General features: G+C 44.8%; 20 protein-coding genes. 7 read left to right on the top strand and 13 right to left on the bottom strand.

Annotated elements, in window-relative coordinates; translation table 11 throughout:
- The first annotated feature begins 74 nt into the window (after positions 1-74).
- Positions 75-1511: an aminotransferase-like domain-containing protein gene (locus tag NKI27_RS02170; protein ID WP_265048063.1), complete on the top strand. Its 1437-nt coding sequence runs from the start codon at positions 75-77 to the stop codon at positions 1509-1511.
- Positions 1512-1523: 12 nt separating this feature from the next.
- Here the strand turns inward: NKI27_RS02170 and NKI27_RS02165 are convergent, their stop codons facing one another.
- Together NKI27_RS02165 and NKI27_RS02160 are read right to left on the bottom strand one after the other, a co-directional pair.
- A complete protein-coding gene (locus NKI27_RS02165; RefSeq protein WP_265048062.1) occupies positions 1524-2084 on the bottom strand; it encodes a class GN sortase in 561 nt (186 codons plus the stop codon).
- An 11-nt stretch (positions 2085-2095) separates the two neighbouring features.
- Entirely contained in the window at positions 2096-4486 is a 2391-nt protein-coding gene (locus NKI27_RS02160) for a marine proteobacterial sortase target protein (RefSeq protein WP_265048061.1), read from the bottom strand.
- Positions 4487-4785: 299 nt separating this feature from the next.
- Between NKI27_RS02160 and pdsR the strand changes: the two genes are divergently transcribed.
- Positions 4786-5487, top strand: a complete 702-nt coding sequence (pdsR, locus tag NKI27_RS02155; RefSeq protein ID WP_265048060.1) for a proteobacterial dedicated sortase system response regulator — start codon at positions 4786-4788, stop codon at positions 5485-5487.
- 66 nt (positions 5488-5553) lie between these two features.
- On the top strand, positions 5554-7671 hold the full coding sequence (locus NKI27_RS02150) for an ATP-binding protein (RefSeq protein WP_265048059.1): 2118 nt from the start codon (positions 5554-5556) through the stop codon (positions 7669-7671).
- A gap of 117 nt (positions 7672-7788) precedes the next feature.
- Here the strand turns inward: NKI27_RS02150 and NKI27_RS02145 are convergent, their stop codons facing one another.
- Positions 7789-8280: a DUF4442 domain-containing protein gene (locus tag NKI27_RS02145; protein WP_265048058.1), complete on the bottom strand. Its 492-nt coding sequence runs from the start codon at positions 8278-8280 to the stop codon at positions 7789-7791.
- A 256-nt stretch (positions 8281-8536) separates the two neighbouring features.
- Here NKI27_RS02145 and NKI27_RS02140 point away from each other — a divergent pair, with 256 nt between their 5' ends.
- Both NKI27_RS02140 and NKI27_RS02135 read left to right on the top strand, forming a co-directional pair.
- Complete coding sequence (locus tag NKI27_RS02140; RefSeq protein ID WP_265048057.1) at positions 8537-8809, top strand: acyl-CoA-binding protein; 273 nt, start codon at positions 8537-8539, stop codon at positions 8807-8809.
- 182 nt (positions 8810-8991) lie between these two features.
- A complete protein-coding gene (locus NKI27_RS02135) occupies positions 8992-9303 on the top strand; it encodes a site-specific integrase (RefSeq protein ID WP_265048056.1) in 312 nt (103 codons plus the stop codon).
- A gap of 84 nt (positions 9304-9387) precedes the next feature.
- Here the strand turns inward: NKI27_RS02135 and NKI27_RS02130 are convergent, their stop codons facing one another.
- Entirely contained in the window at positions 9388-9831 is a 444-nt protein-coding gene (locus NKI27_RS02130) for a hypothetical protein (protein ID WP_265048055.1), read from the bottom strand.
- A 101-nt stretch (positions 9832-9932) separates the two neighbouring features.
- A complete protein-coding gene (locus NKI27_RS02125; protein ID WP_265048054.1) occupies positions 9933-10901 on the bottom strand; it encodes a VanZ family protein in 969 nt (322 codons plus the stop codon).
- A gap of 185 nt (positions 10902-11086) precedes the next feature.
- On the opposite strand from NKI27_RS02125, the gene greB reads away from it, so the two are divergent.
- Positions 11087-11560, top strand: coding sequence for a transcription elongation factor GreB (greB, locus tag NKI27_RS02120; protein WP_265048053.1), 474 nt, complete (start codon positions 11087-11089; stop codon positions 11558-11560).
- Positions 11561-11596: 36 nt separating this feature from the next.
- On the opposite strand, the gene NKI27_RS02115 is transcribed toward greB, so the two are convergent.
- A complete protein-coding gene (locus NKI27_RS02115; protein WP_265048052.1) occupies positions 11597-12007 on the bottom strand; it encodes a hypothetical protein in 411 nt (136 codons plus the stop codon).
- 510 nt (positions 12008-12517) lie between these two features.
- Between NKI27_RS02115 and NKI27_RS02110 the strand changes: the two genes are divergently transcribed.
- A complete protein-coding gene (locus NKI27_RS02110) occupies positions 12518-12829 on the top strand; it encodes a hypothetical protein (RefSeq protein WP_265048051.1) in 312 nt (103 codons plus the stop codon).
- A 58-nt stretch (positions 12830-12887) separates the two neighbouring features.
- Here the strand turns inward: NKI27_RS02110 and NKI27_RS02105 are convergent, their stop codons facing one another.
- The 7 genes from NKI27_RS02105 to ftsY all read right to left on the bottom strand — a co-directional run bounded on the left by NKI27_RS02105 (position 12888) and on the right by ftsY (position 20139).
- Positions 12888-14144, bottom strand: a complete 1257-nt coding sequence (locus tag NKI27_RS02105; RefSeq protein WP_265048050.1) for an ATP-binding protein — start codon at positions 14142-14144, stop codon at positions 12888-12890.
- A 120-nt stretch (positions 14145-14264) separates the two neighbouring features.
- Positions 14265-14942 (bottom strand): winged helix-turn-helix domain-containing protein, encoded by a 678-nt coding sequence (locus NKI27_RS02100; protein ID WP_265048049.1) that lies wholly within the window; start codon positions 14940-14942, stop codon positions 14265-14267.
- A gap of 52 nt (positions 14943-14994) precedes the next feature.
- Positions 14995-15807, bottom strand: coding sequence for a co-chaperone DjlA (gene djlA / locus NKI27_RS02095; RefSeq protein WP_265048048.1), 813 nt, complete (start codon positions 15805-15807; stop codon positions 14995-14997).
- 259 nt (positions 15808-16066) lie between these two features.
- On the bottom strand, positions 16067-16921 hold the full coding sequence (gene rpoH / locus NKI27_RS02090) for an RNA polymerase sigma factor RpoH (RefSeq protein ID WP_265048047.1): 855 nt from the start codon (positions 16919-16921) through the stop codon (positions 16067-16069).
- A gap of 207 nt (positions 16922-17128) precedes the next feature.
- Complete coding sequence (gene ftsX / locus NKI27_RS02085) at positions 17129-18229, bottom strand: permease-like cell division protein FtsX (protein WP_265048046.1); 1101 nt, start codon at positions 18227-18229, stop codon at positions 17129-17131.
- On the bottom strand, positions 18216-18962 hold the full coding sequence (gene ftsE / locus NKI27_RS02080) for a cell division ATP-binding protein FtsE (protein ID WP_265048045.1): 747 nt from the start codon (positions 18960-18962) through the stop codon (positions 18216-18218). Before ftsE ends, ftsX begins: the two co-directional genes overlap by 14 nt.
- 16 nt (positions 18963-18978) lie before the next feature.
- A complete protein-coding gene (gene ftsY / locus NKI27_RS02075; protein ID WP_320109442.1) occupies positions 18979-20139 on the bottom strand; it encodes a signal recognition particle-docking protein FtsY in 1161 nt (386 codons plus the stop codon).
- Between the last annotated feature and the right edge of the window lie 168 nt (positions 20140-20307).

The following is a 20307-nucleotide window of genomic DNA, read 5'->3' as shown; positions in this document are numbered from 1 at the left end:
AGCCATTATCTGTACCGGTCATTGATTATTGGCGTTAACACTTGAGCATTCCGTCTTCTTTATAGGTATTCAATATGGAACAGCATCTTTACAGCCGAATAGCCAACCAGATGCAGCAGCATATTAGAGAGGGTATCTATAAGGCCGAGGATAAACTCCCCTCAGTCCGAGCACTTGCTAAACAACAACAAGCCAGCGTTTCAACCATTCTTGCGGCGTACGGCTTATTAGAAGATTGGGGGGTCATTGAAGTTCGCCCCAAGTCAGGTTATTACGTTCGCCGAAACTTGAGTAAAGCACCTGAAGCCCCTTCAATTATTCAAACAACCAATACGCCAGAAGAGGTCTCTACTCCCGACCTTGTTATGGAGGTGATTCGAGACTCAAGCTCTCCGGATTTGATTAGTTTTGGCGCGGCGGTTCCCGCAGACGACTTCCCGGTCATCAACCAACTCAAGCGAATATTCTCTCAAAAAGTTCGCACTGAACCATTTATCGGCATTGGTTATGACTCAGGCAAAGGAAGTGATCCTTTAAGGCGTCAATTAGCCAGACGAGCTATTGATGCAGGCATATTAGTGTCACCCGAAGACATTGTGATATCTGAAGGGTGTCAGGCAGCAGTAGGGCTTTGCCTAAGGGCGCTTAGCAAACCAGGCGATATAGTGGCCGTTGAGACGCCGAGCTACTATGGTTTGCTGCAACTCATAGAGGCGCTAGGACTTAAAGCCATTGAGATTCCTTCTAACGCCGAGCATGGGATGAGCATTGAGGCACTAAAGCTAGCCTTTGAACAATGGCCGATTAACATTGTGCTGAGTATCCCCTGCTTTAGTAATCCGGTTGGCGCGCTGATGCCCGACGAAAACAAACAAGCGTTACTCGATCTCATCTACCAATATGATGTACCCCTCATAGAAGATGATATTTATGGCGATCTTGGTTATGGCTCGCAACGCCCAAAAGCACTTAAAGCATTCGACTCTAAAGGCCAAGTATTGCTCTGTTCGTCTGTGTCTAAAACCTTGGAGCCGCAACTAGGCATTGGCTGGGTCATGCCGGGGAAATACTTCAAACTCATTGAGTATCAGAAATTCCTCAGCAGCACCGGCAGTTTCCGTTTACCTCAAATGGCTGTCGCAGAATTTTTGGCCGGCGGCGGATATGATCGCCACCTTAGGTTAGCGCGAGAAGCTTACCGCCAGCGGCGTGATCGACTCGCAGACCTCATTTCGCTTCACTTCCCTGAGGGGACTCGCATGTCATCGCCTCAAGGGGGGTTTGTCGCCTGGATCCAACTCCCAAAAGGTATCGCATCCACCAAACTCTACAAGCAAGCGCGTGAGCATCACATCTTAATCGCGCCGGGTGAAATATTTTCATCGGACCCGAAAAAATACCCTCATTCTATCCGGATCAGTTATGCCAACAGTTGGACAACTGAGCGAGAAGATGCGATTCAAACCCTAGGGCAGTTGGCAAAACAGCAGATAACGATGAGCTCGCCCTAATATCCCCCTACGCTAGACAGCTTCATTAGCCGTGACCACATAGCGCAACGGCCCTCCCGCTTGAATCGCATCAAACGGGTAGCAGGTCACAAGCATCAACTGTGGCGAGGCTTGTGTATCCTCTGTGAGATCGATCATGTGTGTTTCAGTATTTATAATGTCGATCTCAGAGACCGTATAAACGCGCCACACACCATTGGTGTCTTGCACAGATATTTCATCACCTATTTTTAGTGTTTTAAGCGAACTAAAATGTGTATCTCGATGTCCAGCCAAGACCGTCAAGCCTTTGTGCTCTGTTCCCCCTGTGCCTGGCACTCGGCCTGGTCCAAATGCCAATGCCTGCCCACTCACACTATCAAGGACTATCATCGAGTCAGCGGAGCCTAGCTGTAACTTACCAACAGGCCATATATCAGCCCAAGGCCATGGTTTCTGTCGTTGATGGTGATCAAGCGTATTTTGCCAAGCATATTCAAGCATCCATTGTGCGGCAACCGCTTTAAGTTGAATAGCGCCTCCCATCCCAAATAAAAGCCCACCCACAGTCATCAACAGAATCCACTTTTTCATCTTCACTCCCCCTACTGGCTCATCGCACTGGATTGAGCACCCATCATTTGCTTACTAAAAGGCGCTCTAGCGCTATTCAGGAAAATCATTCCCATCCCCAGCATCAAGGTTAAAAAGCCAACCAACATATACAGTTGAGATGAGGTCGCGGTTTGAGGAAAGCGGGCCATTTTCTGCGTGCTTCCTTTAGGTAACAATTGTGGAACAGCCGCTTTGTTTAGCCCTGCCCCCTCTGGACGTGAAATAACCTCTTCAACAGCGACTAAGCTAGTATAAGGACTGACTAAGTGGTGCTTTAGAGCAACTTCAATCACCTGATCTCGCAGACGCACTTTAGCTTGCGCTTGATTATCAGCATCACTGACAAGAGAACCTGAATCCATTAATGATTCAATTTTTTGCCGCCCCCAATAAGTTGCGATACCTTTTGCTTGCTTAGCGCCCTGCAGATTAATAGACTGCGTCCAAAGTGGCGTTTGGCTTTGATACATCCCTACACTGTTAGCCGACAAATTAATCATTGATCCGTTTTTAGTATGCTTAATCACCTGTATCAGTGGTTCGCCCAAATAAAGGTCACTGATTCTATTTGGGTAGCTTTCCGCTGGGTTTGTTTTGCCCGTCGTCGCCACTCCCCCACGATCATCAACAAGGTTCATCGCCAAATTACTCAATACAGGCGCCCTTAATTTATCAAATAGTTTTTTTAACTTAACCTCGACTTCATTTAGGTTACTGATATAGGTAAAGCTACCTCGACCAAACTCAGCGGCCTTCCTCATAAAGTAGCTGTTCGGTGCTGAGCCAATGCCAATCGTGAACAACCTTGAGTCACCCAGTTCGCGCTCAATTTGATTAAAAAGCGCACGTTCATTGCCAACACTACCATCTGTCATAAAAATTACCTGACGAAGATAGCCAGGATAAATAGAACCGGAGAACCCTGCAGTTAAAGCCGAGGCCATTTCAGTTCCCCCGTCGGCTTGTAAGTTTTTAACGTAATTACGCGCCTCATTTATGTTGCTTTGGCTCGCAGGCACCGAATGTTGAAACAATGAATGGGTATAGCTATTAAACTCAATCACATTAAAGCGGTCGCTTGATCTAAGATTCATTAATGCCTTTTCTAGCGATGCTTTTGCTTGTCGAATAGATTCGCCGCCCATAGAGCCAGAGGTATCAATGACAAATACTTGCTCACGCGGCAACACCATTTCTTCTGGTAGTTGTTGCGGCGGCACCACCATTAATAACGAATAGCGCTCGCCTTGCCACTCTTCAGTAAACAACGCGGCTTTGGGTTCTGCGCCAACCTGAGGTTTCCAAGTCAACACAAAATCACGATCCATAGGGCTCTTTCCATCCTTGAGTGCAATCTGATATCCGCTCTTTGCTGGCAGAACCTCAACCTGATGGCTTAAACTACTCACACCGTCGATAGGAAAGCCGGCATCTATTTCTGCGGTTAGTGTGACTTTATGCGTATCAACAGGCATCGACGCTAGAGGAATAGTAAACGGTGAGACCTGATGAGCATCTGCCACCTGAGTCGTCGGTAACGCCCACCCTGTCGATGTATCAATAGCCGTTGAAGGGTTTTGCAGGTTGATATGGTGGGCAATGGTTTCAGCCGACGCTTCATCCATTGATACGTTTTCACGCTGGCCATTTTCGGAAACCGCCACCCCAGGGAAATAACGAGGCGTAGTCGTCAAGGGAAAGCGCAATTCAAATTCACCTTGGTCATAACGAATCACCTGATTGTATTCGAGCATCACTTCGATGGTTTCTCCAGGCGGAATATTGGCTATGTTATTGGTAAATAAGTTGGGCCGGTGCTGCTCCACTAATGCGGCTTTTTTTCCTTCTGCTTTTGCGTTCTGATAGATTTTTTTAGCTTGGGATTTTTCCTTCACTTGGCCTTTGATTAGCCGGTCGCCCACCCTCATTTCCATCTGATAAAGGGCTGCATTTTCAGGTAATGGAAAGACATAAACGGCTTCAAGCCACTCATTGCTATCATTCTTAAAACGCTGCTTTAGCGTAGCCGTTAAGATTAAACCCGACACATTAATCGTCACATCTTCTTCTAGCAGCGTCGCGGGCTTATATCGCATGACGTTCGTTGCCGTATTCGTAGCGCCCGCGTGTAAGTCTTGCACTAGCGGCTTCCATAGCAGACGGCCGCTTTCCACTTGATCTAGGGTTACCTCATTCCCCGTATCCCTCGCGGTAAATGCTTGCGCCGAAAGACTATAGCCCAATAGCAACAGTAATAAAGCGACAACCATAAGCATGTCTTGCAACCTAGCATTCCGCCAATTTGCTACAACATTCGCCTGAATAGCGTCATCTTTGCTACGCTCAACTCCGAATTGATCACCCGTAACGATAAGTCCCATTTTCCAGCCCTCTTATTATGACGTTTTGCTAGTATCCATTCAGAAACGTTTGTCATTGCCCCGAAGACGGGCGTGACAAACCGCTTCATATTTTGATTTGTATTCTTAGGACTCATTACAGCAATCAAAAACGTCGATTCAGCGGATGAAAAGTGAAGATGTTAAGGTGAAATGTGATGAATTATGGCAAACCTTCTCTCGGGGATAGTCGAACAGGCTCAGTCATGCTTTAATAATCATCACCTTAGCAAGCAATTTTTTAGATTAAGCCGCACTTGAAACCAAGAGCCCAATAAACAATGAAACGAAAAATAGCCATCATAGAAGACGAACCCGCGATACGCGCCAACTATTGTGATGCCTTAACAAAGTACGGTTATGACGTGGTGGACTTTGACAATCGATTTGATGCGCTAGCACACTTTGAAAATGCCCTGCCAGATCTTGTTATTATTGACGTTGGGCTCGGTGATGACGTTGAGGGTGGTTTTGAGATATGTCGCCAGCTCAGAGTTAAGTCGCCAGAACTACCGATGATTTTTCTGACAGCAAGGGATAGCGAACTTGATCAAATTCTCGGCCTTAAACTAGGCGCCGATGACTATCTCACTAAAGATATTACGTTACCTCATATGATGGCGCGAATTGTCGCGCTTTTTAGGCGCGTAGAAGCCATGCAAAGCAAGGTACAAAAGCATGAAGAACAGCTTTCTCGAGGCTCATTAGCGGTTAATGTTGACCGCATGAACGTTACCTGGAAATCTCACCTCATTGACCTAACCGTTACAGAGTTTTGGATGCTTCACGCGTTAATAAAGCACCCAGGGCACGTAAAAAATCGGACTCAATTGATGGATGCTGCCAACACGGTATTAGATGACAATACCATTACCTCACATATCAAACGCATTCGTAAAAAATTTACAGCAATTGATAATTCCTTTGATAGTATTCAAACAGCCTACGGCATGGGTTATCGCTGGAAACTCGATGAAGCTTAATTGTTCTATCATCATTAGCGCCATTGTAGACGCCGACACGCCCCCCATGATTAAGGGGGCTTCATCTTGAGATTACGCCATCAACTATTTTTGATTAGCTTACTCACCCTGCTTATCCCTTGGGCCGGCTATCTGTTCATACAGGAGTTGGAGCAAACTTTACGGCAAAACCAGCTAACAAACCTAAGCCAACATGCAAAACTGATTGCCAGACAGTTATCGACAACTACTATTGACGTGCCCGACCACCCGGTAAAAGGCTACCAACCTATTTATGCCTTCAAGTTACCTGCGCCGATTATTTTAGACGGGTATTTCGACGACTGGAGAGCCGCTGCTGAAGATCTAAATCACCTTAACAGCACCAATCAGGACCTATCGGTCAGCTATCAAGCAGGTGTTCACGGACAGCGCTTTTATCTATTTATTAAGGTCGATACCGCGAACACTCGTTACAGAAATCCCGGCAAACGGGATATGCAGAATAGCGATCACTTAATACTAAAATTCTCGACATCTGAAGGCCAAGTAATCGACACCCTTACTAGCCCCATTGCACCAGGGCCCGTTGATTTACTCACGCGCAGCGGGAGCAGAGACTTTATTAAAGATAATGCGTTACGAGGATATTGGCAGGATACTCACAAAGGCTATCAAATCGAGCTTGAGATGCCGTTATCCCGCATTAAAGAAGGGTTTGGTTTTACCATAGCCAAGGCCTCAGACTTATCAACTCAGCCAATTTGGTCTGGCGTTACACCTCCAGAAGAACACAGGAGGCTACCTATCGTGATCCACCGCCTCAACGAATTAGAATCTCTTATTGAGCCCTATCAACGAGCGTTCACCCGCATCAGCTTTGTAGACAAAAATCACTGGATCATCGCGCAAGTTGGGCAAACAAACGAAGAGACCTATAGCGCGCCTTGGCAGCAAGGTGAGTTCGACTCGCTCGCGCGCGAAATATTACTCTCATTGTTTAAAGCCGTCTTAGGCCAGCAAAAGCCAGCAGATGCCGAGCCTCAAACTCGTTCAGGTCAGCGTAATAACCAGGCCATACGGACAGCATTAAAGAATCAGGCTACCACCGACTGGTTTCATGACCCCATTAATCATCAGGCGATTATTGCGGCCGCATACCCTATTACGCTCAACGTGTCAGCCTCAAACCCCACAACCTCAAACCCTATAGCCTCAACCGCTCAGGGCGTCATTCTGGTAGAGCAAACCACTGATGCGATTGCCTCACTCTCAGATAGCGCAATGGTTAAATTAATTGCGATCAGTTTTTCGGTCGTCCTATTAATTGTGTTGGTGTTGTTAGGCTTTTCATCACTACTATCATGGCGAGTCACTCGGCTGCGTAACCAAATTGATACCTCGATCAGTGATGATGGCCGTATCAAGCAGGCATTCTTACCCTCACGCACGCAAGACGAATTAGGCGACCTTTCACGTAGCTTTGCAGCGATGCACCAAGAGGTGACCAACTACACAGAATACCTTGAAAATTTCTCACGCAAGCTCTCTCACGAGCTCAAAACCCCTCTTGCGATCGTTCGTTCCTCAATAGAGAACCTATCAATTAACGAGCAGCTTTTTGTGGCGGATCATTTAGACGAAGTGAGCACCTACTTACAAAGAGCAGATGAAGGCACTAAGCGACTTAGCCTCATCATCCAGTCAATGAGTGAAGCCTCAAGACTCGAAAAAAGTATTGTGAATACTGAACAAGAAACATTTAACCTAACAGATGTCGTGCAAAGCACTGGAGAAGCATTTAAATGCTTGCTCACTCACCACCTAATTGAAATCCAAGTAAGCCCAGAAGCCAGACCCTTATCTGGCGCCCCCGAATTAATTGCCCAGTTAATGGACAAGCTCGTCGATAACGCCAAAGATTTTACCCCGAAGGGTGGCAAGATTTCGATCAGCCTCAACTCTCACCCTCGTTACTACTCGTTATCGGTGAGCAATGAAGGGCCATTACTTCCAGAAAAAATGCAGCGTGAGATTTTCAGTTCATTTATTTCAGTGAGAGGCGACCAAAAAGAAGAAGGTCATATGGGACAAGGATTAGTAATCGTTAAGCTCATTACCGATTATCATGGCGGCAACGTCGAAGCCTATAATCTTGACGATAAAAGTGGCGTTTGTTTTGAGGTTCGCCTGCCGATTCACTAACGATATAGAATAGTGGGCGTTAATCCCCGTAACCGTGACGAAAGGAGAACGTCGGGAATCAGGAAGGTCATCTATATTGCCGATGGCCCCTGATTCCGCTTTGTTGCATCGAGGTGACTAACGCTTCTTGGGTGTCCAGGCCCAAACCATTTCCATCAATACAGGTTCTTTGCCATCTGCATCTGTTACCGTCACTTTAACGGTGGTTTCCCCTTTTTCCTGAGATTGCATCAATTTAACCTGCTCATCCGTTATGGTAGCAACCGCTTTCATATCGCCTTTGGCACGCTTAACGTAATCAGCCTTAATGGTCTTTATTACCACAATAGATGAATCTGGCACATTCATACCCGCTAAATAACCCGTCGCAGACTCAGCGATCAAGATACACGCAACAGCATGAACTGAACCAATATGATTCTGCACAGACTTCTTATTTTTCTGTGTCACCACCGCACGCGTTTCAGTTAATTCTTCAACTTTAATGCCCGTTGTACCCGTGTACTTAACCACTTTGCCAAAAAACGTTGTTAACGCCTTAACTCTTACGAATTCAGGTAGCGCATTAATTTTGGTCACAATCCCATTAAGTTTATTTTTCTTACTCATACTAAATACCCTACCGTATCGTTATCTAAAAATTCGGGCGCTAGGGTAACCCATTTTTAACCAATCACAAAAAGAACATGGTTACTGCAATTATTAGCGGCAATCGAAGACGTTGATCTGAACCGTTCTCATTGACCAGATCAACGCTAGCCTTCGGCAAACAATGCCACTGTCGCAGGTCAGACTATCAGGTTATAATTATGCTGCGTTTACTTATACACGTTTCAAATACATCCATAGACCGTAGGGAATAATAATGAGCGACTTAAAACAACAGTTCGAAGAGTGCGTAAACTATGTTCAAAACGCTGAAGGTGATTTCAAACCTTCAAATGAACTTAAGCTAGAGATGTATGCACTTTTTAAGCAAGCATCTGAAGGTGATGTAAGCGGCAAAAAGCCGGGGATGATGGACTTTGTTAATCGTGCAAAATATACCGCTTGGGAAGCGTGTAAGGGCCAGTCATCTGAAGAAGCAATGCAGAACTACATTAACCGTATTGAAGAGCTAAAGTCTAAAAACGGCTAATACTGCTACGGCGCCAGCGCTCACATTTTATGCAAAAAGAAGGCTTTCTGGCGCCAACATTTTCTCGTACCTAACACTCGCCAATAATCCCACCTAGATTTTTTGCAACTGTCATAGCTTTGTAATAGAATCCGCGCAAAATCTGAATAATTAGAATAAAAACTCAAAAAGGATTACTCGTCATGGATAATGCAGAGGCATTAGATCAGAGCCAATCAGGGTTGTTACAGCAAGTTCGAAAGATCGTTAGAAAGCAACAATTCAATATCCGCACCGAACAAACTTATCAGCACTGGATTACTCAATATATATTCTTTAATGATTTGAAGAACCCTGCATCATTACCAGAGAACAACGTTAAAGAGTTTCTAGGTTATCTCGCTAACCAAATAGGCCTTTCGAGAGCAAAAATAAACCAAGCCAAAGAAGCACTAACCTTTCTATATGAAAAAGTACTAAACCAACCGCTTAATTTCGCTTCTGAGCGAGCCTAATTAGAATATAACGAGTAATTCACGCACAAAAAAGGAGGCATTATAGCCTCCTTTAACGGTTCGCACTTGCTCGCTTTACAACGACTATCGTTCTGTTACATTAGCGTTGAACGTTTCATACACTCTATTGCCCGGTCCTGGGGTTATAGCGTAGTTGTTGCCAAACGTAACACCGGGTACTCGCCGAGCCTCAGAATAATTCACTGTGACAGGAATTTCATACCGACCTAAGTCTGTCTGTCTGTCTCTCGGCTCAAGTAGCGTTCCATCTTCATAGACTGTGACGGGCTGATTAGCCTGACCACCTGAGCTCGTTGGCTCTAGTCCACCCGCTATAACCGCTTCTGACAACTCTTCCGCATCAATTTCTTTCAAGTGAAATGTCTGAAGTGTTGATTTTTCTTTATGCTCAAGTTGATCGATTGATTTCGACTCATCAGCCTGTGAAAGACCAGGTACAGTTGCACAAGCTGCAGCCATTATGGCTACCATACATATTTTATTTTTCATTAACATATTTATTATCATATTAGCACCTCCCTACTACCAGCTTCCTTTGGTTATTTTATAGACAATTCATAACAAAAGAAAAAGTAAACATAAAAAATGTGACATGCAGCCATATTTATTCAGCTGTCTTTACGTAGCAACAACACTTGGTCTAGGTAAATTGTTTCACTAAAACCTAGATTATAGCCAAAAAAACCAAACCCTTCGACCTCACTCAATTTAAGCGTTCGCCCTTTTGGGGCTTGTGAGATTTCATGTAGGTCTATCGTAATGCGATTCCAACCCTTATCCAGTCTGTAGCGCCGGTTAAAGCGATCATCATATACCTGCGCGCCTTCTTGGTGAGTTTTATCATGCACTCTCACTGTAATCGGTAATGACATCATAGGGCTCCACACATCAAACCGTAGTACATCGAACGCTCGCCAATCAACAGGGAAATCTCTAAACGACACACCACTATACCCTGTTGGTAATAATAGCACCTTTAAAGAATAACGCCCTTCGGTTGCTCTATCGGTCGAACGCACTAAACCGCTCTTAACCTTCCAACGACTCAGCTCAGAAGTACTTTCAAAACCAGCTAATAGCGGAAATTGCACACGCGCCAACACTTCATCGTATAACACCATTGCAGGTCTAGAGAGAACAACAGCGCCGAGCCCTATCGCTACGCCAGTAAAAACACACCTCCAAGCAAAGCGCCTAACGAGTGGGTAGTGACCAATAAAAAGCCAAGCCAGTAACGCCCCCCAAATATCAGACGCGACATCAGAAATACTCGCTATGCGACCAATCTTGCCTTGTATAAACTCAGTTGTCACCGCAACCACCAAGATCACACAAAGATAAATACTAAAAAATAACCAATAGGACGTTAACCTCAATATTGATAATAGCTTTATCAATATTAACCCTAAACAAAACATTAGCGGTATATGACCAAGGTCCCACAATAGTTTAACCGGGCGAGCGGAGTAATGATCAGGTCCTCCAATAAAAAGTAGAGGCCCTGCCAACACCAAGCACCCTACCAGCATCCATAATGGAATATTTATAGACGGGGGTTTCTGACCAGGCTCTATCACAGCATGTTCCATATCGGCTTTATAGTTTAAATACCACAGTATATGCGAAAAGGCCTTTACCACAGCAACTTTGTAGCGGCTATTAATGGCACATTACAGTGAGCTTTACAGCCCCTTAACAATCATGTTCATATACGCAATTATTAATACAATTTTTTGAAACAACAACCCACTGATATACCGCCATGAAAACAAATCTAATTACCCGTGAAGGGTACGATGCATTAAGAGCCGAGCTTGACCACCTTTGGCGCGAAGAACGCCCAGAAACAACCAAAAAAGTAACTTGGGCCGCTAGCTTAGGAGACAGAAGTGAAAACGCAGATTATCAATATAACAAAAAACGCCTACGCGAAATCGATCGTCGCATCAGGTACTTGCAAAAACGTTTAGACGACCTTCGTGTCATAGACTACTCCCCAGAACAAGATGGCCGCGCGTTTTTTGGTGCTTGGGTTGAAATTGAAAATGACGAAGGCGAGACAAAACGATTTCGCATCGTCGGTGTTGATGAAATATACGGGCGGCAAGACTATATATCGATTGACTCCCCGATGGCTCGAGCTCTACTCAAAAAAGAAGTCGATGATGAGGTCGTCGTCGAGACTCCTACCGCAAAAGCCTACTGGGCTATCGTTAGCATTTCGTATGCAAATTAATATATCAATACCGAACTAAACGACGATATATAAAAGCTAACGCGGTCTTTTTTTATAGCGCCTAGCACCATACAGCGCGGCCATGACACCCAGTATTTGAGCAACAATTTCGTACCAGAGCGGTATCATTGACTCCCCCCTAAGGATCGCATGTACAAGCATTACAGTCGCAATCATAAATAAAGCGTGCCAATATTCAAGGAACCCTGCGAATTTTGCCGTTAAATAACCTGCCACACCATCAGTTAAAGCGCCAACGGCCATCAATATTAATGCAAAGTAAGACGAGCTTAACGGGTCGCTTAACTGTAACTGAATATCCGCTTCAGCCATGCCTTTTGCCGCCAGAGATGAAGCATAAACAATTAGCACAAAAAAACTCAGCGCAATTGATAGCGCTATGTCAATTAAGGTGCCAAAGATAATGGCGCTCCATTTAAGCTTCATAATGATGACCGTAAGACCCTTGTTCAGCTAACTATATAACAACAAGCATAGATTAGTTTTTAAAACCGAGAGGCTAACAGAATTCAGCCAAGACAAACATAAAAAAGCTCCACCTTTTTAGGGCGGAGCTGAAGTATTCGTTTCTTCGAAGGGAGCAATCACAATAAACAACTAAGTTCTGACAAAACTTAAGTCTAACTATTCCTAACTATTCCTAACTATGCATTCTAATAACGATAAACAGTGTATGGAGAGAGCACTTCATATCTGCTTATTGTTAGAGTAACCAATACATCGTTGCACCAAGCTTTCCTGAATATTACGAAAAATTTAGCCTGTTACAGCCGCGACACTTAAACGCTATTAATGATTTTCATAATTAGGTTGTTTCCCCTATTTTATATCGATAACCTTCAGCATAATTATTTACAATAACGCTTATTTTAAACGCTTCTTACACTAAGCAAAAAATGAGAGTAGCAAGAACACGGTATTTGAGAGGGTAACCTTATGAAAGCAAGTCAGAACATCAACAACTTGATTGAAACAGCACTTAGCGGTTTAGACAACCTTGGTTTCCAGTTAGATGCTATGGGCATTACTAGCCAGGTTAACCGCCACACGCTAATTGGCTATGTTATGGCTGAACAAAAGCATCTTGAAGGTGAGCTTGATAGCATTAAAGCACGCGCAGTATCGGCACAGGTTAAAGTTGAACGCACGATCAGCAGCGTTGAGGCACTTGTAAGCAATAGCGTAGATGTAGCCCTTAAGCCTGCGAAGTCTGTAGCGAGTGCATTAAAAGGCTTTATTGGTAAGTAATTTTTCCAATACTGCAAGATTAAGCTGGTTTTTGATCACTAGTGCATAACCAGCTTAATTACAGTTCGCTTTTAGGCAGCTTAACAGAGACTTTTAATCCTGGGTTTGCATTTGCCAAGTTAATCTCACCTTTATGCATCGCAATCACCGCCAACACTAAACTGAGACCTAAGCCATTACCGGGTAACGAACGGCTTTTTGCTACCCTGTAAAAACGCTGGAATACTTTATCTTTTTCATCTTCAGGGATGCCAATACCTGAGTCTGCAACCTCAAAGCACACACCCTCTTCACTCTCAATTAACTGTAACGAAATCTTACCGCCCTCCGGCGTATATTTGATCGCATTGTCAATTAAGTTACTCATCACCTGAAACAGTAAATCCTTATCGCCAAGCGTGGTCACCCCTGACTGAATGTTCATGGTCATTGTCTGGTTTTTGTCTTCCGCTAAAGCCTCATACAACTCGACGGCATCGCACATCAATTGAGACAAATCTAGCGCTTCAGGCTTGGCAACTTTACCGCCCGTTTCAAGGCGTGCGATCCTTAGTAGTGCATTAAACGTCGATAGTAGTTTGTCCGCTTCCGCAACCGCCGTTGATATTTGCTCTCTATCTTCTTCTTTTTCGGCAGAAATAAGTGCGCTTTCCAGCTGGTTTCTTAATCTAGTTAAAGGCGTTCTTAGGTCGTGCGCAATATTATCGGATACATGCCGAATACCATCCATCAATTGCACAATCCGATCTAGCATCTGATTTAAGTTTTCTGCCAACTGATCAAAGTCATCCCCCGTGCCTCGACCCGGAATTCTTAATGCCAGGTTACCATCCATAATCTTTCGACTAATTTGGTTAATAACCTCAATGCGTTTGGCTGTACTGCGGCTCATCATAATGCCGCCAATCAATGCGAGGGCAAGCGTGATACCCATCCCCCAATTAATGGCTCGCTCAATCAACCGCTTCACCACCATTAAGTCATGAACATCTCGCCCTACTAGAAGACCTAAGCCGCCCTGTACAACAAAGATACGCGCACGAGCAACGTGATCATTGCCCTCCCAACCGACCTGCTCGTCTAGCTGAAAGTTAACCCAACCATCTTGTACTTGTGCGCTGTCAGGCCACTCATCGAGATTACCTGCCAACTTAATGTAGTCTCGAGCGGTAAACAGATAAAGAGACTTCCCATTAGGGTCTCTTGCGACCCGCTCCCGTATAACACTTATCAGCCCATTTACGCCTTGGCGACTATACTGCTCTGCCAAACCAACGATTTCAGCTTCAATGGTTTCATCGGTTTGGTCCGCCATATAACCTGCTGTCGCCCAATATATAAACCCGAGCAAAATAAAAACAGAGGTAGCAAATAGCACCATATAAACCAGCGCCAGCTGAAAAGAAGAAGTACGGAGAAGACTCAAAAATCTCACTTATTTTTCACTCAAAATATACCCAGCACCACGAACTGTCTGCAGTAATGGCTTATCAAATTCTTTATCTATTTTCGATCTGAGGCGGCTGATATGCACGTCAATAACATTAGTTTGTGGGTCAAAGTGATAATCCCAAACCTGCTCTAGCAGCATCGTGCGGGTAACGACTTGCTCAGCATGACGCATTAAATACTCGAGTAAACGAAACTCTCGCGGCTGAAGGTCTATTTTTTGCCCTCCTCGCTTAACCACACGAGATAACAAGTCCATCTCTAGGTCTGCCAAATTTAAACTCGTCACTTGCTCTGCTTGCGAACTTCCGCGTCGCAGTAAAGCATCCATTCGGGCTAAAAGCTCTGTAAACGAAAACGGTTTAGTCAGGTAGTCATCTCCGCCTCCCCTAAGCCCCTCGACGCGGTCATCCACATCACCCAGTGCACTCAAGATTAAGATAGGCGTTCGGTTTCCCGTCGCTCTAACCGTTTTAATAATCGAAAGCCCATCCATACCCGGCAGCATTCGATCAATGATCATGATGTCATACTGTTCACTCGCCGCTAGCAACAAACCATCTTTACCGTCCAAAGTATGATCAACAACATGATCACACTCCTGCAGGCCTTTCACTAAATATGCTGCAACATCTTTGTCGTCTTCAATTACTAATACGCGCATTAATCTTCCAACCTATCCAATCAACAACTAAACCACTCTCGGTAGACGTGTACTATGCCTTTTTCCGGGAGGCCTTTATAACCTCGTAAGCCGCTTTAATTTCTCTGGTTTTTTCTGTGGCTATTTTCATCATTTCTTCTGGTAAGCCTTTTGAAACTAGCTTATCAGGGTGGTGCTGGCTCATCAGACGCCTATATGATTTCTTAACTTCAGCCTCTGTTGCATTGGGCGTAACACCTAATAGTTGATACGCCTCTGTGATCGACTCGCGTTCAACCGGGGCATCGCTACCACTCTCCCGTCTTGAGAACCGCTGCTGTGCCACGACCATGGCCAAGAGCCGCTCAAACTGGCCCCTGGAAATCCCTAAGTGCTCAGCGACAGTCAGTAAAACCGCCTGTTCTGAAGGGTGCAAATCACCATCTGCCAGCGCCGTCGCAATTTGAATCTGTAAAAACATCTGAATCAAGTTAACTCGGCGATGGCACTCTCGCTTTAATTGCTCCAGCACATCAGCAAGAGGAAAGTCATCTTGCTTACCGCTATTGAACAACTCAATTGCCGCTCGACGCTGCTCTTCATCGAGCTGCATGTTGTCCATTGTTTGGCGAGCAAGTTCAATTTCGTCTTCTGTTACTCTGCCATCGGCTTTTGCAAGGTGCCCCATAACGGAAAAGGTCGCTGTAAAAAATGCAGCCTGTACACGCTCTTGCGAGCCCCCTTGCCAAGTTTCACCCGTACCTAATTCTACTCCTGTAAGCCCCTTATCAAAGCCATGCCCTACAGTAGCGCCTAATAATGCGCCTAACGGCCCTCCGAGCATAAAACCAAATGCTCCGCCAATTACTTTTCCCCACCAACTCATTGTGTCGCTCTCATTTATGTAACCTCATTTAAAATCCCTTTCTCAAAACGGGCCACGAGCTTAACTACCCACTAAATAATCAAGTGTGAACTTAAAACGTCGAAATATAATAATGTAGCTTAAGGGACGTGCCACCAAAGGCATAATTAATTGTTTGTAACCTGTATGTCACGTTTAGTTTTATTCGATATCAACGCTAACAACAGGACAAAAAAAAACCGCCTACAGTTGAGTGGCGGTTTTTTATGGGGCGCTAACCTTAACTTTCCATTAGCGCTCTAACTTTTTTCATGGCATTCTTTTCGAGTTGACGAATGCGCTCTGCTGAGACGCCATATTTATCGGCTAAATCATGCAATGTCGCCTTACCTTCCGACAACCAACGCTGAGTTAAGATATCCTGGCTTCGTTCATCAAGCGTACTCATCGCAGTGCTCAGACGAGTATTCGATTCTTCAGTCCAGTCCTCTTGCTCTACACGTGTAGCAGGATCATAGCGATGATCTTCAAGGTAGTTTGCAGGCGACTGGTAAGCCGACTCATCGTCATCATCCATACCGCCATCAAATGCAGCATCATGAGAACTCAAGCGACCTTCCATTTCACGAACGACCTTCGGCTCAACGCCTAGGTCTGCAGCAACAGCTTTTACTTCTTCATGACTAAACCACGCTAAGCGTTTTTTGGCACTTCGAAGGTTAAAAAATAGTTTTCGTTGCGCCTTGGTCGTCGCAACTTTCACGATTCTCCAATTTCGCAAAATAAATTCATGTATCTCTGCTTTGATCCAGTGCACGGCAAAAGAGACCAAGCGTACACCAAACTCAGGGTTAAAGCGTTTTACCGCTTTCATCAGGCCAACATTGCCTTCTTGTATTAAGTCTGCCTGAGCCAAGCCGTAGCCTGAATAGCTCTTTGCGATATACACAACAAAACGAAGATGCGACATAACCAAGTGGCGAGCGGCCTCAAGGTCTTCTTCATTATGCAAGCTACTGGTCAGTTTACGTTCTTCTTCAACTGACAGTACGGGGATGCTGTTAACGGCCTGCATATACGACTCAAGGTTACCCCCTGGTGAAAGCATATCTACTGGCTGTAAGCTAGTACCCATTTAAACCTCCAAAATTAACTAGACGCCGAATATATCATCTTTGGTATATGACTTCTAGTGGCGCAAAAAGTTCCTTTTTGCATACATTAATGTCTATTTTTTATATGTTATATTGATGTTATTGAGTCTAGTCGATATTCAAATAAACCCAATAGGTATTTCCCCTCACAAGGCGTTTATCCATAGAAAAACTATAGCTTTAGCCGTCTAACTGGGTTCTATGGCCCCCAAATGCCGACGCACTGCAACCCATGCTCCGAGCCAGCCTAACAGCATACTCATACTAAGCAGAAAAAAGGTCGCCTCCAGATCGAGCCCAGACAAACTAAACGAACTGTAATAAAGCTGTGCCAACTCGCTAATGGGCGTATTTAACCAAAACAACGTTATTTGGACTAAGCAAAACGCTATTAGCCCGCCTCCTAAGCCATACCATAAGCCGGTGTAAAGAAAAGGCCGACGTACAAACCCATCGGTAGCCCCTACCAACTTAACAACGACAATCTCATCACGACGATTTTCTATTGCCAGCCTGATAGTGTTACCAATCACCAGCAATACTGCGAGTGCCAACAATAACGCTAACGCCCAAACACCTCGTTGAATAAGTTCGGTCATGCTGTGTAAACGCTGAACCCACTGCAGATCTAACTGTGCCTTCTCTACCAGCTTTAAGTCTGAAAGACGTTTTTGGAGTGAGTCTGTCTGCTCAACCGTCGCTAGATTTTTAGCAGGTTTAACAACAATAACGTGAGGCAAAGGGTTTTCATCTAAATAATTCAACACCTCACCAAAGCCGGACAGCGTTTTAAATTCGTCCAACGCGCTATCCCGACTAATAAAATCCGCTTGAGCGACCGTAGCACGAGTAGACAACTCCAATGCTAAATTAGACGCATCTTTATCACTTACATCCATTTTTAAAAACAGTGTAATTTGCGCAGACCCATCCCAACCACTACTTAACTGCTGAACGTTAGCCAATAAAACAGAGAGTCCTACGGGCAGAGATAATGCAATACCAATAACGGCCCAGGTCATCAAGCTAGAAACAGGCTGCTTTATTAACCGTCGAAAGCTCTCTTTTGCAATTTTACGGTGGTTTGCTAGGTAACTATCAAACGACCCTTCTTTTCTGCTGGTTCTCGCGCCTGAGCTTTCTGATTTAGGGGATTCTTTAGGCTTCTTTCTATCTTTGTTACTCGTTTTCGCCTTTAACGTTGCACCACCTTTCGAAGGAGCAGTGGCTGCTTTCGGTGGAGTAGCCCGCATAGGGCTAGCCCCTTTGCTTTTTTTACCAGGCTCCATCGTTTTCTCCAAACTCGTCATTCGAGACGTCATCATGACCCGATGTATTTGCCGACCTGATCCCAGCGTTACTGCGAGGGTTCTCTATTAATTGACCCTCGCTTAACTCAAGCACCCGATATTTAAGGTTGGCGATCAAGGCAAGATCATGACTCGCAATCAATACGGAAACCCCTACTTGGTTAAACTGCTCAAACAAGTTCATGATGTCGGATGAAAGATCAGGGTCAAGGTTACCAGTCGGCTCATCAGCCAATAATAACGAAGGTTTATTAACAACTGCACGCGCAATACCTACACGTTGCTGCTCCCCGCCTGAAAGTTGGATAGGGTTTAGCTTCTCTTTACTGAGTAAACCCACTTTATCGAGTGCTGCCCGTACTCGACGACCAATTTCGCGATGCGGCATCCCTGTGATCTCAAGCGGCAAGGCCACATTATCATATACACTTCGGTCAAAAAGCAGGTGATGGTTTTGAAAAACAACGCCGATATGACGCCTAAAATATGGAATTTGTCTTCGCGGGATCCGGTTTACATTCTGCCCACCCACAATCAATTGACCACGGGTCGGACGCTCCATTAGCATTATCAGCTTCAATAGCGTACTTTTACCGGCCCCGGAATGTCCGGTCAAAAACGCCATATCGCCACGCTTCAGGTGGAAACTAACCTGCGACAGTGCTTCATGCCCGCCTTCATAACGCTTACAAATATTATCAAACTTAATCATCGGCAGGCTTAATCAACTACTTATCAAATAGAGCTTTTACAAACTCTTCGGAATCAAATGGGCGTAAGTCATCAATCTGTTCTCCCACCCCAATAAAACGAATAGGTAACCCTAACTGTTTACCAATCGCAAAAATAATGCCGCCTTTGGCGGTTCCATCTAGCTTGGTGAGCGTGATCCCCGAAACCCCAACGACCTGCTTAAATAGTTGGGCCTGACTCAGCGCATTCTGCCCCGTTCCTGCATCTAGAACCAACATGACCTCATGAGGCGCTGCGCCGTCTAATTTCTGCATAACTCTCACGACTTTTTCTAGTTCTGCCATTAGATTATCTTTGTTTTGAAGCCTTCCTGCGGTATCCGCTATAACAACATCAACGCCTTTTGCTTGGGCTGACTGCACCGCATCAAAAATAACAGACGCACTATCTGCACCGGTATGCTGTGCAACTACCGGTACATTATTTCTTTCGCCCCAAACTTGTAACTGCTCAACAGCTGCAGCACGGAATGTATCACCCGCTGCCAACATCACAGACTTGCCTTCTTGCTGGAATCGTTTCGCCAACTTACCGATAGTGGTGGTTTTACCTACACCATTAACGCCCACCATCAAAATAACAAAAGGTTGGCCATTGTTTTCAATAGACAATGGCTGGCTACTGTTTTCTAATAGCGCCGTAAGCTCTTGCTGCAGCAACTCGTTTAGCGCTGCAGGGTCAGAAAGTTGGTTTCTTTCAACCTTTTCTGTGAGCGACGTTATGATTTGTGTCGTCGCCTCAACACCGACATCAGCAGATAACAGCAATGTTTCAATATCTTCTAGTAAATCGTCATCGATCGTCTTCTGACCTAAAAACAAGCTTGCCATACCGCCAGAAAGCGTCGATCTTGTTCGACTTAGACCTGACTTAATACGAGAGAAAAAGTTAACCGGTTCATCTACCGCTGCATCACCTGCAGTATGAGCAACAGGCTCGGCTGTGGTTCTTTTTGCCGCATCTTGAGCCGCTGCAGTTAAATCAATAGCGGTGGCGGTTTGAGTAACGTTGGCGCTTGGACGCTGCTCGACCTTTTTAGGGGTAGGACGACGGCTTTTAAGCGTGTAAAAATCAATAACCCAAAATAAAACCAGAACTGCCAAAACAGCTAATGCAATGAAATTTACTGTATCCATATTCACTTAATTACCATTATTCGCTTATTTACAATCAATGTTACAGGAATTATGTTCAGCTTACCCTTTCGAAACACACTAAACCAGTGAGAAGCCGCCACTTAAACCTTATACTTTCAATTATTCAAACCTTATCGCGCCGCCTATTCTATTATTGATTTGTAACGA

This window comes from Alkalimarinus alittae (assembly GCF_026016465.1).
Lineage (GTDB): Bacteria > Pseudomonadota > Gammaproteobacteria > Pseudomonadales > Oleiphilaceae > Alkalimarinus > Alkalimarinus alittae.
The sequence above is the reverse complement of the archived record's forward strand: the minus strand, read 5'-3'. Positions and strand labels throughout refer to the sequence as shown.

Excerpts from the sequence above, each read along its gene's own strand:
- NKI27_RS02170 (WP_265048063.1), top strand. The coding sequence starts at position 75 with ATGGAACAGCATCTTTACAGCCGAATAGCCAACCAGATGCAGCAGCAT.
- NKI27_RS02165 (WP_265048062.1), bottom strand. The coding sequence starts at position 2,084 with ATGAAAAAGTGGATTCTGTTGATGACTGTGGGTGGGCTTTTATTTGGG.
- NKI27_RS02160 (WP_265048061.1), bottom strand. The coding sequence starts at position 4,486 with ATGGGACTTATCGTTACGGGTGATCAATTCGGAGTTGAGCGTAGCAAA.
- pdsR (WP_265048060.1), top strand. The coding sequence starts at position 4,786 with ATGAAACGAAAAATAGCCATCATAGAAGACGAACCCGCGATACGCGCC.
- NKI27_RS02145 (WP_265048058.1), bottom strand. The coding sequence starts at position 8,280 with ATGAGTAAGAAAAATAAACTTAATGGGATTGTGACCAAAATTAATGCG.
- NKI27_RS02140 (WP_265048057.1), top strand. The coding sequence starts at position 8,537 with ATGAGCGACTTAAAACAACAGTTCGAAGAGTGCGTAAACTATGTTCAA.
- NKI27_RS02135 (WP_265048056.1), top strand. The coding sequence starts at position 8,992 with ATGGATAATGCAGAGGCATTAGATCAGAGCCAATCAGGGTTGTTACAG.
- NKI27_RS02130 (WP_265048055.1), bottom strand. The coding sequence starts at position 9,831 with ATGATAATAAATATGTTAATGAAAAATAAAATATGTATGGTAGCCATA.
- greB (WP_265048053.1), top strand. The coding sequence starts at position 11,087 with ATGAAAACAAATCTAATTACCCGTGAAGGGTACGATGCATTAAGAGCC.
- NKI27_RS02115 (WP_265048052.1), bottom strand. The coding sequence starts at position 12,007 with ATGAAGCTTAAATGGAGCGCCATTATCTTTGGCACCTTAATTGACATA.
- NKI27_RS02110 (WP_265048051.1), top strand. The coding sequence starts at position 12,518 with ATGAAAGCAAGTCAGAACATCAACAACTTGATTGAAACAGCACTTAGC.
- NKI27_RS02105 (WP_265048050.1), bottom strand. The coding sequence starts at position 14,144 with ATGGCGGACCAAACCGATGAAACCATTGAAGCTGAAATCGTTGGTTTG.
- NKI27_RS02100 (WP_265048049.1), bottom strand. The coding sequence starts at position 14,942 with ATGCGCGTATTAGTAATTGAAGACGACAAAGATGTTGCAGCATATTTA.
- djlA (WP_265048048.1), bottom strand. The coding sequence starts at position 15,807 with ATGAGTTGGTGGGGAAAAGTAATTGGCGGAGCATTTGGTTTTATGCTC.
- rpoH (WP_265048047.1), bottom strand. The coding sequence starts at position 16,921 with ATGGGTACTAGCTTACAGCCAGTAGATATGCTTTCACCAGGGGGTAAC.
- ftsX (WP_265048046.1), bottom strand. The coding sequence starts at position 18,229 with ATGGAGCCTGGTAAAAAAAGCAAAGGGGCTAGCCCTATGCGGGCTACT.
- ftsE (WP_265048045.1), bottom strand. The coding sequence starts at position 18,962 with ATGATTAAGTTTGATAATATTTGTAAGCGTTATGAAGGCGGGCATGAA.
- ftsY (WP_320109442.1), bottom strand. The coding sequence starts at position 20,139 with ATGGATACAGTAAATTTCATTGCATTAGCTGTTTTGGCAGTTCTGGTT.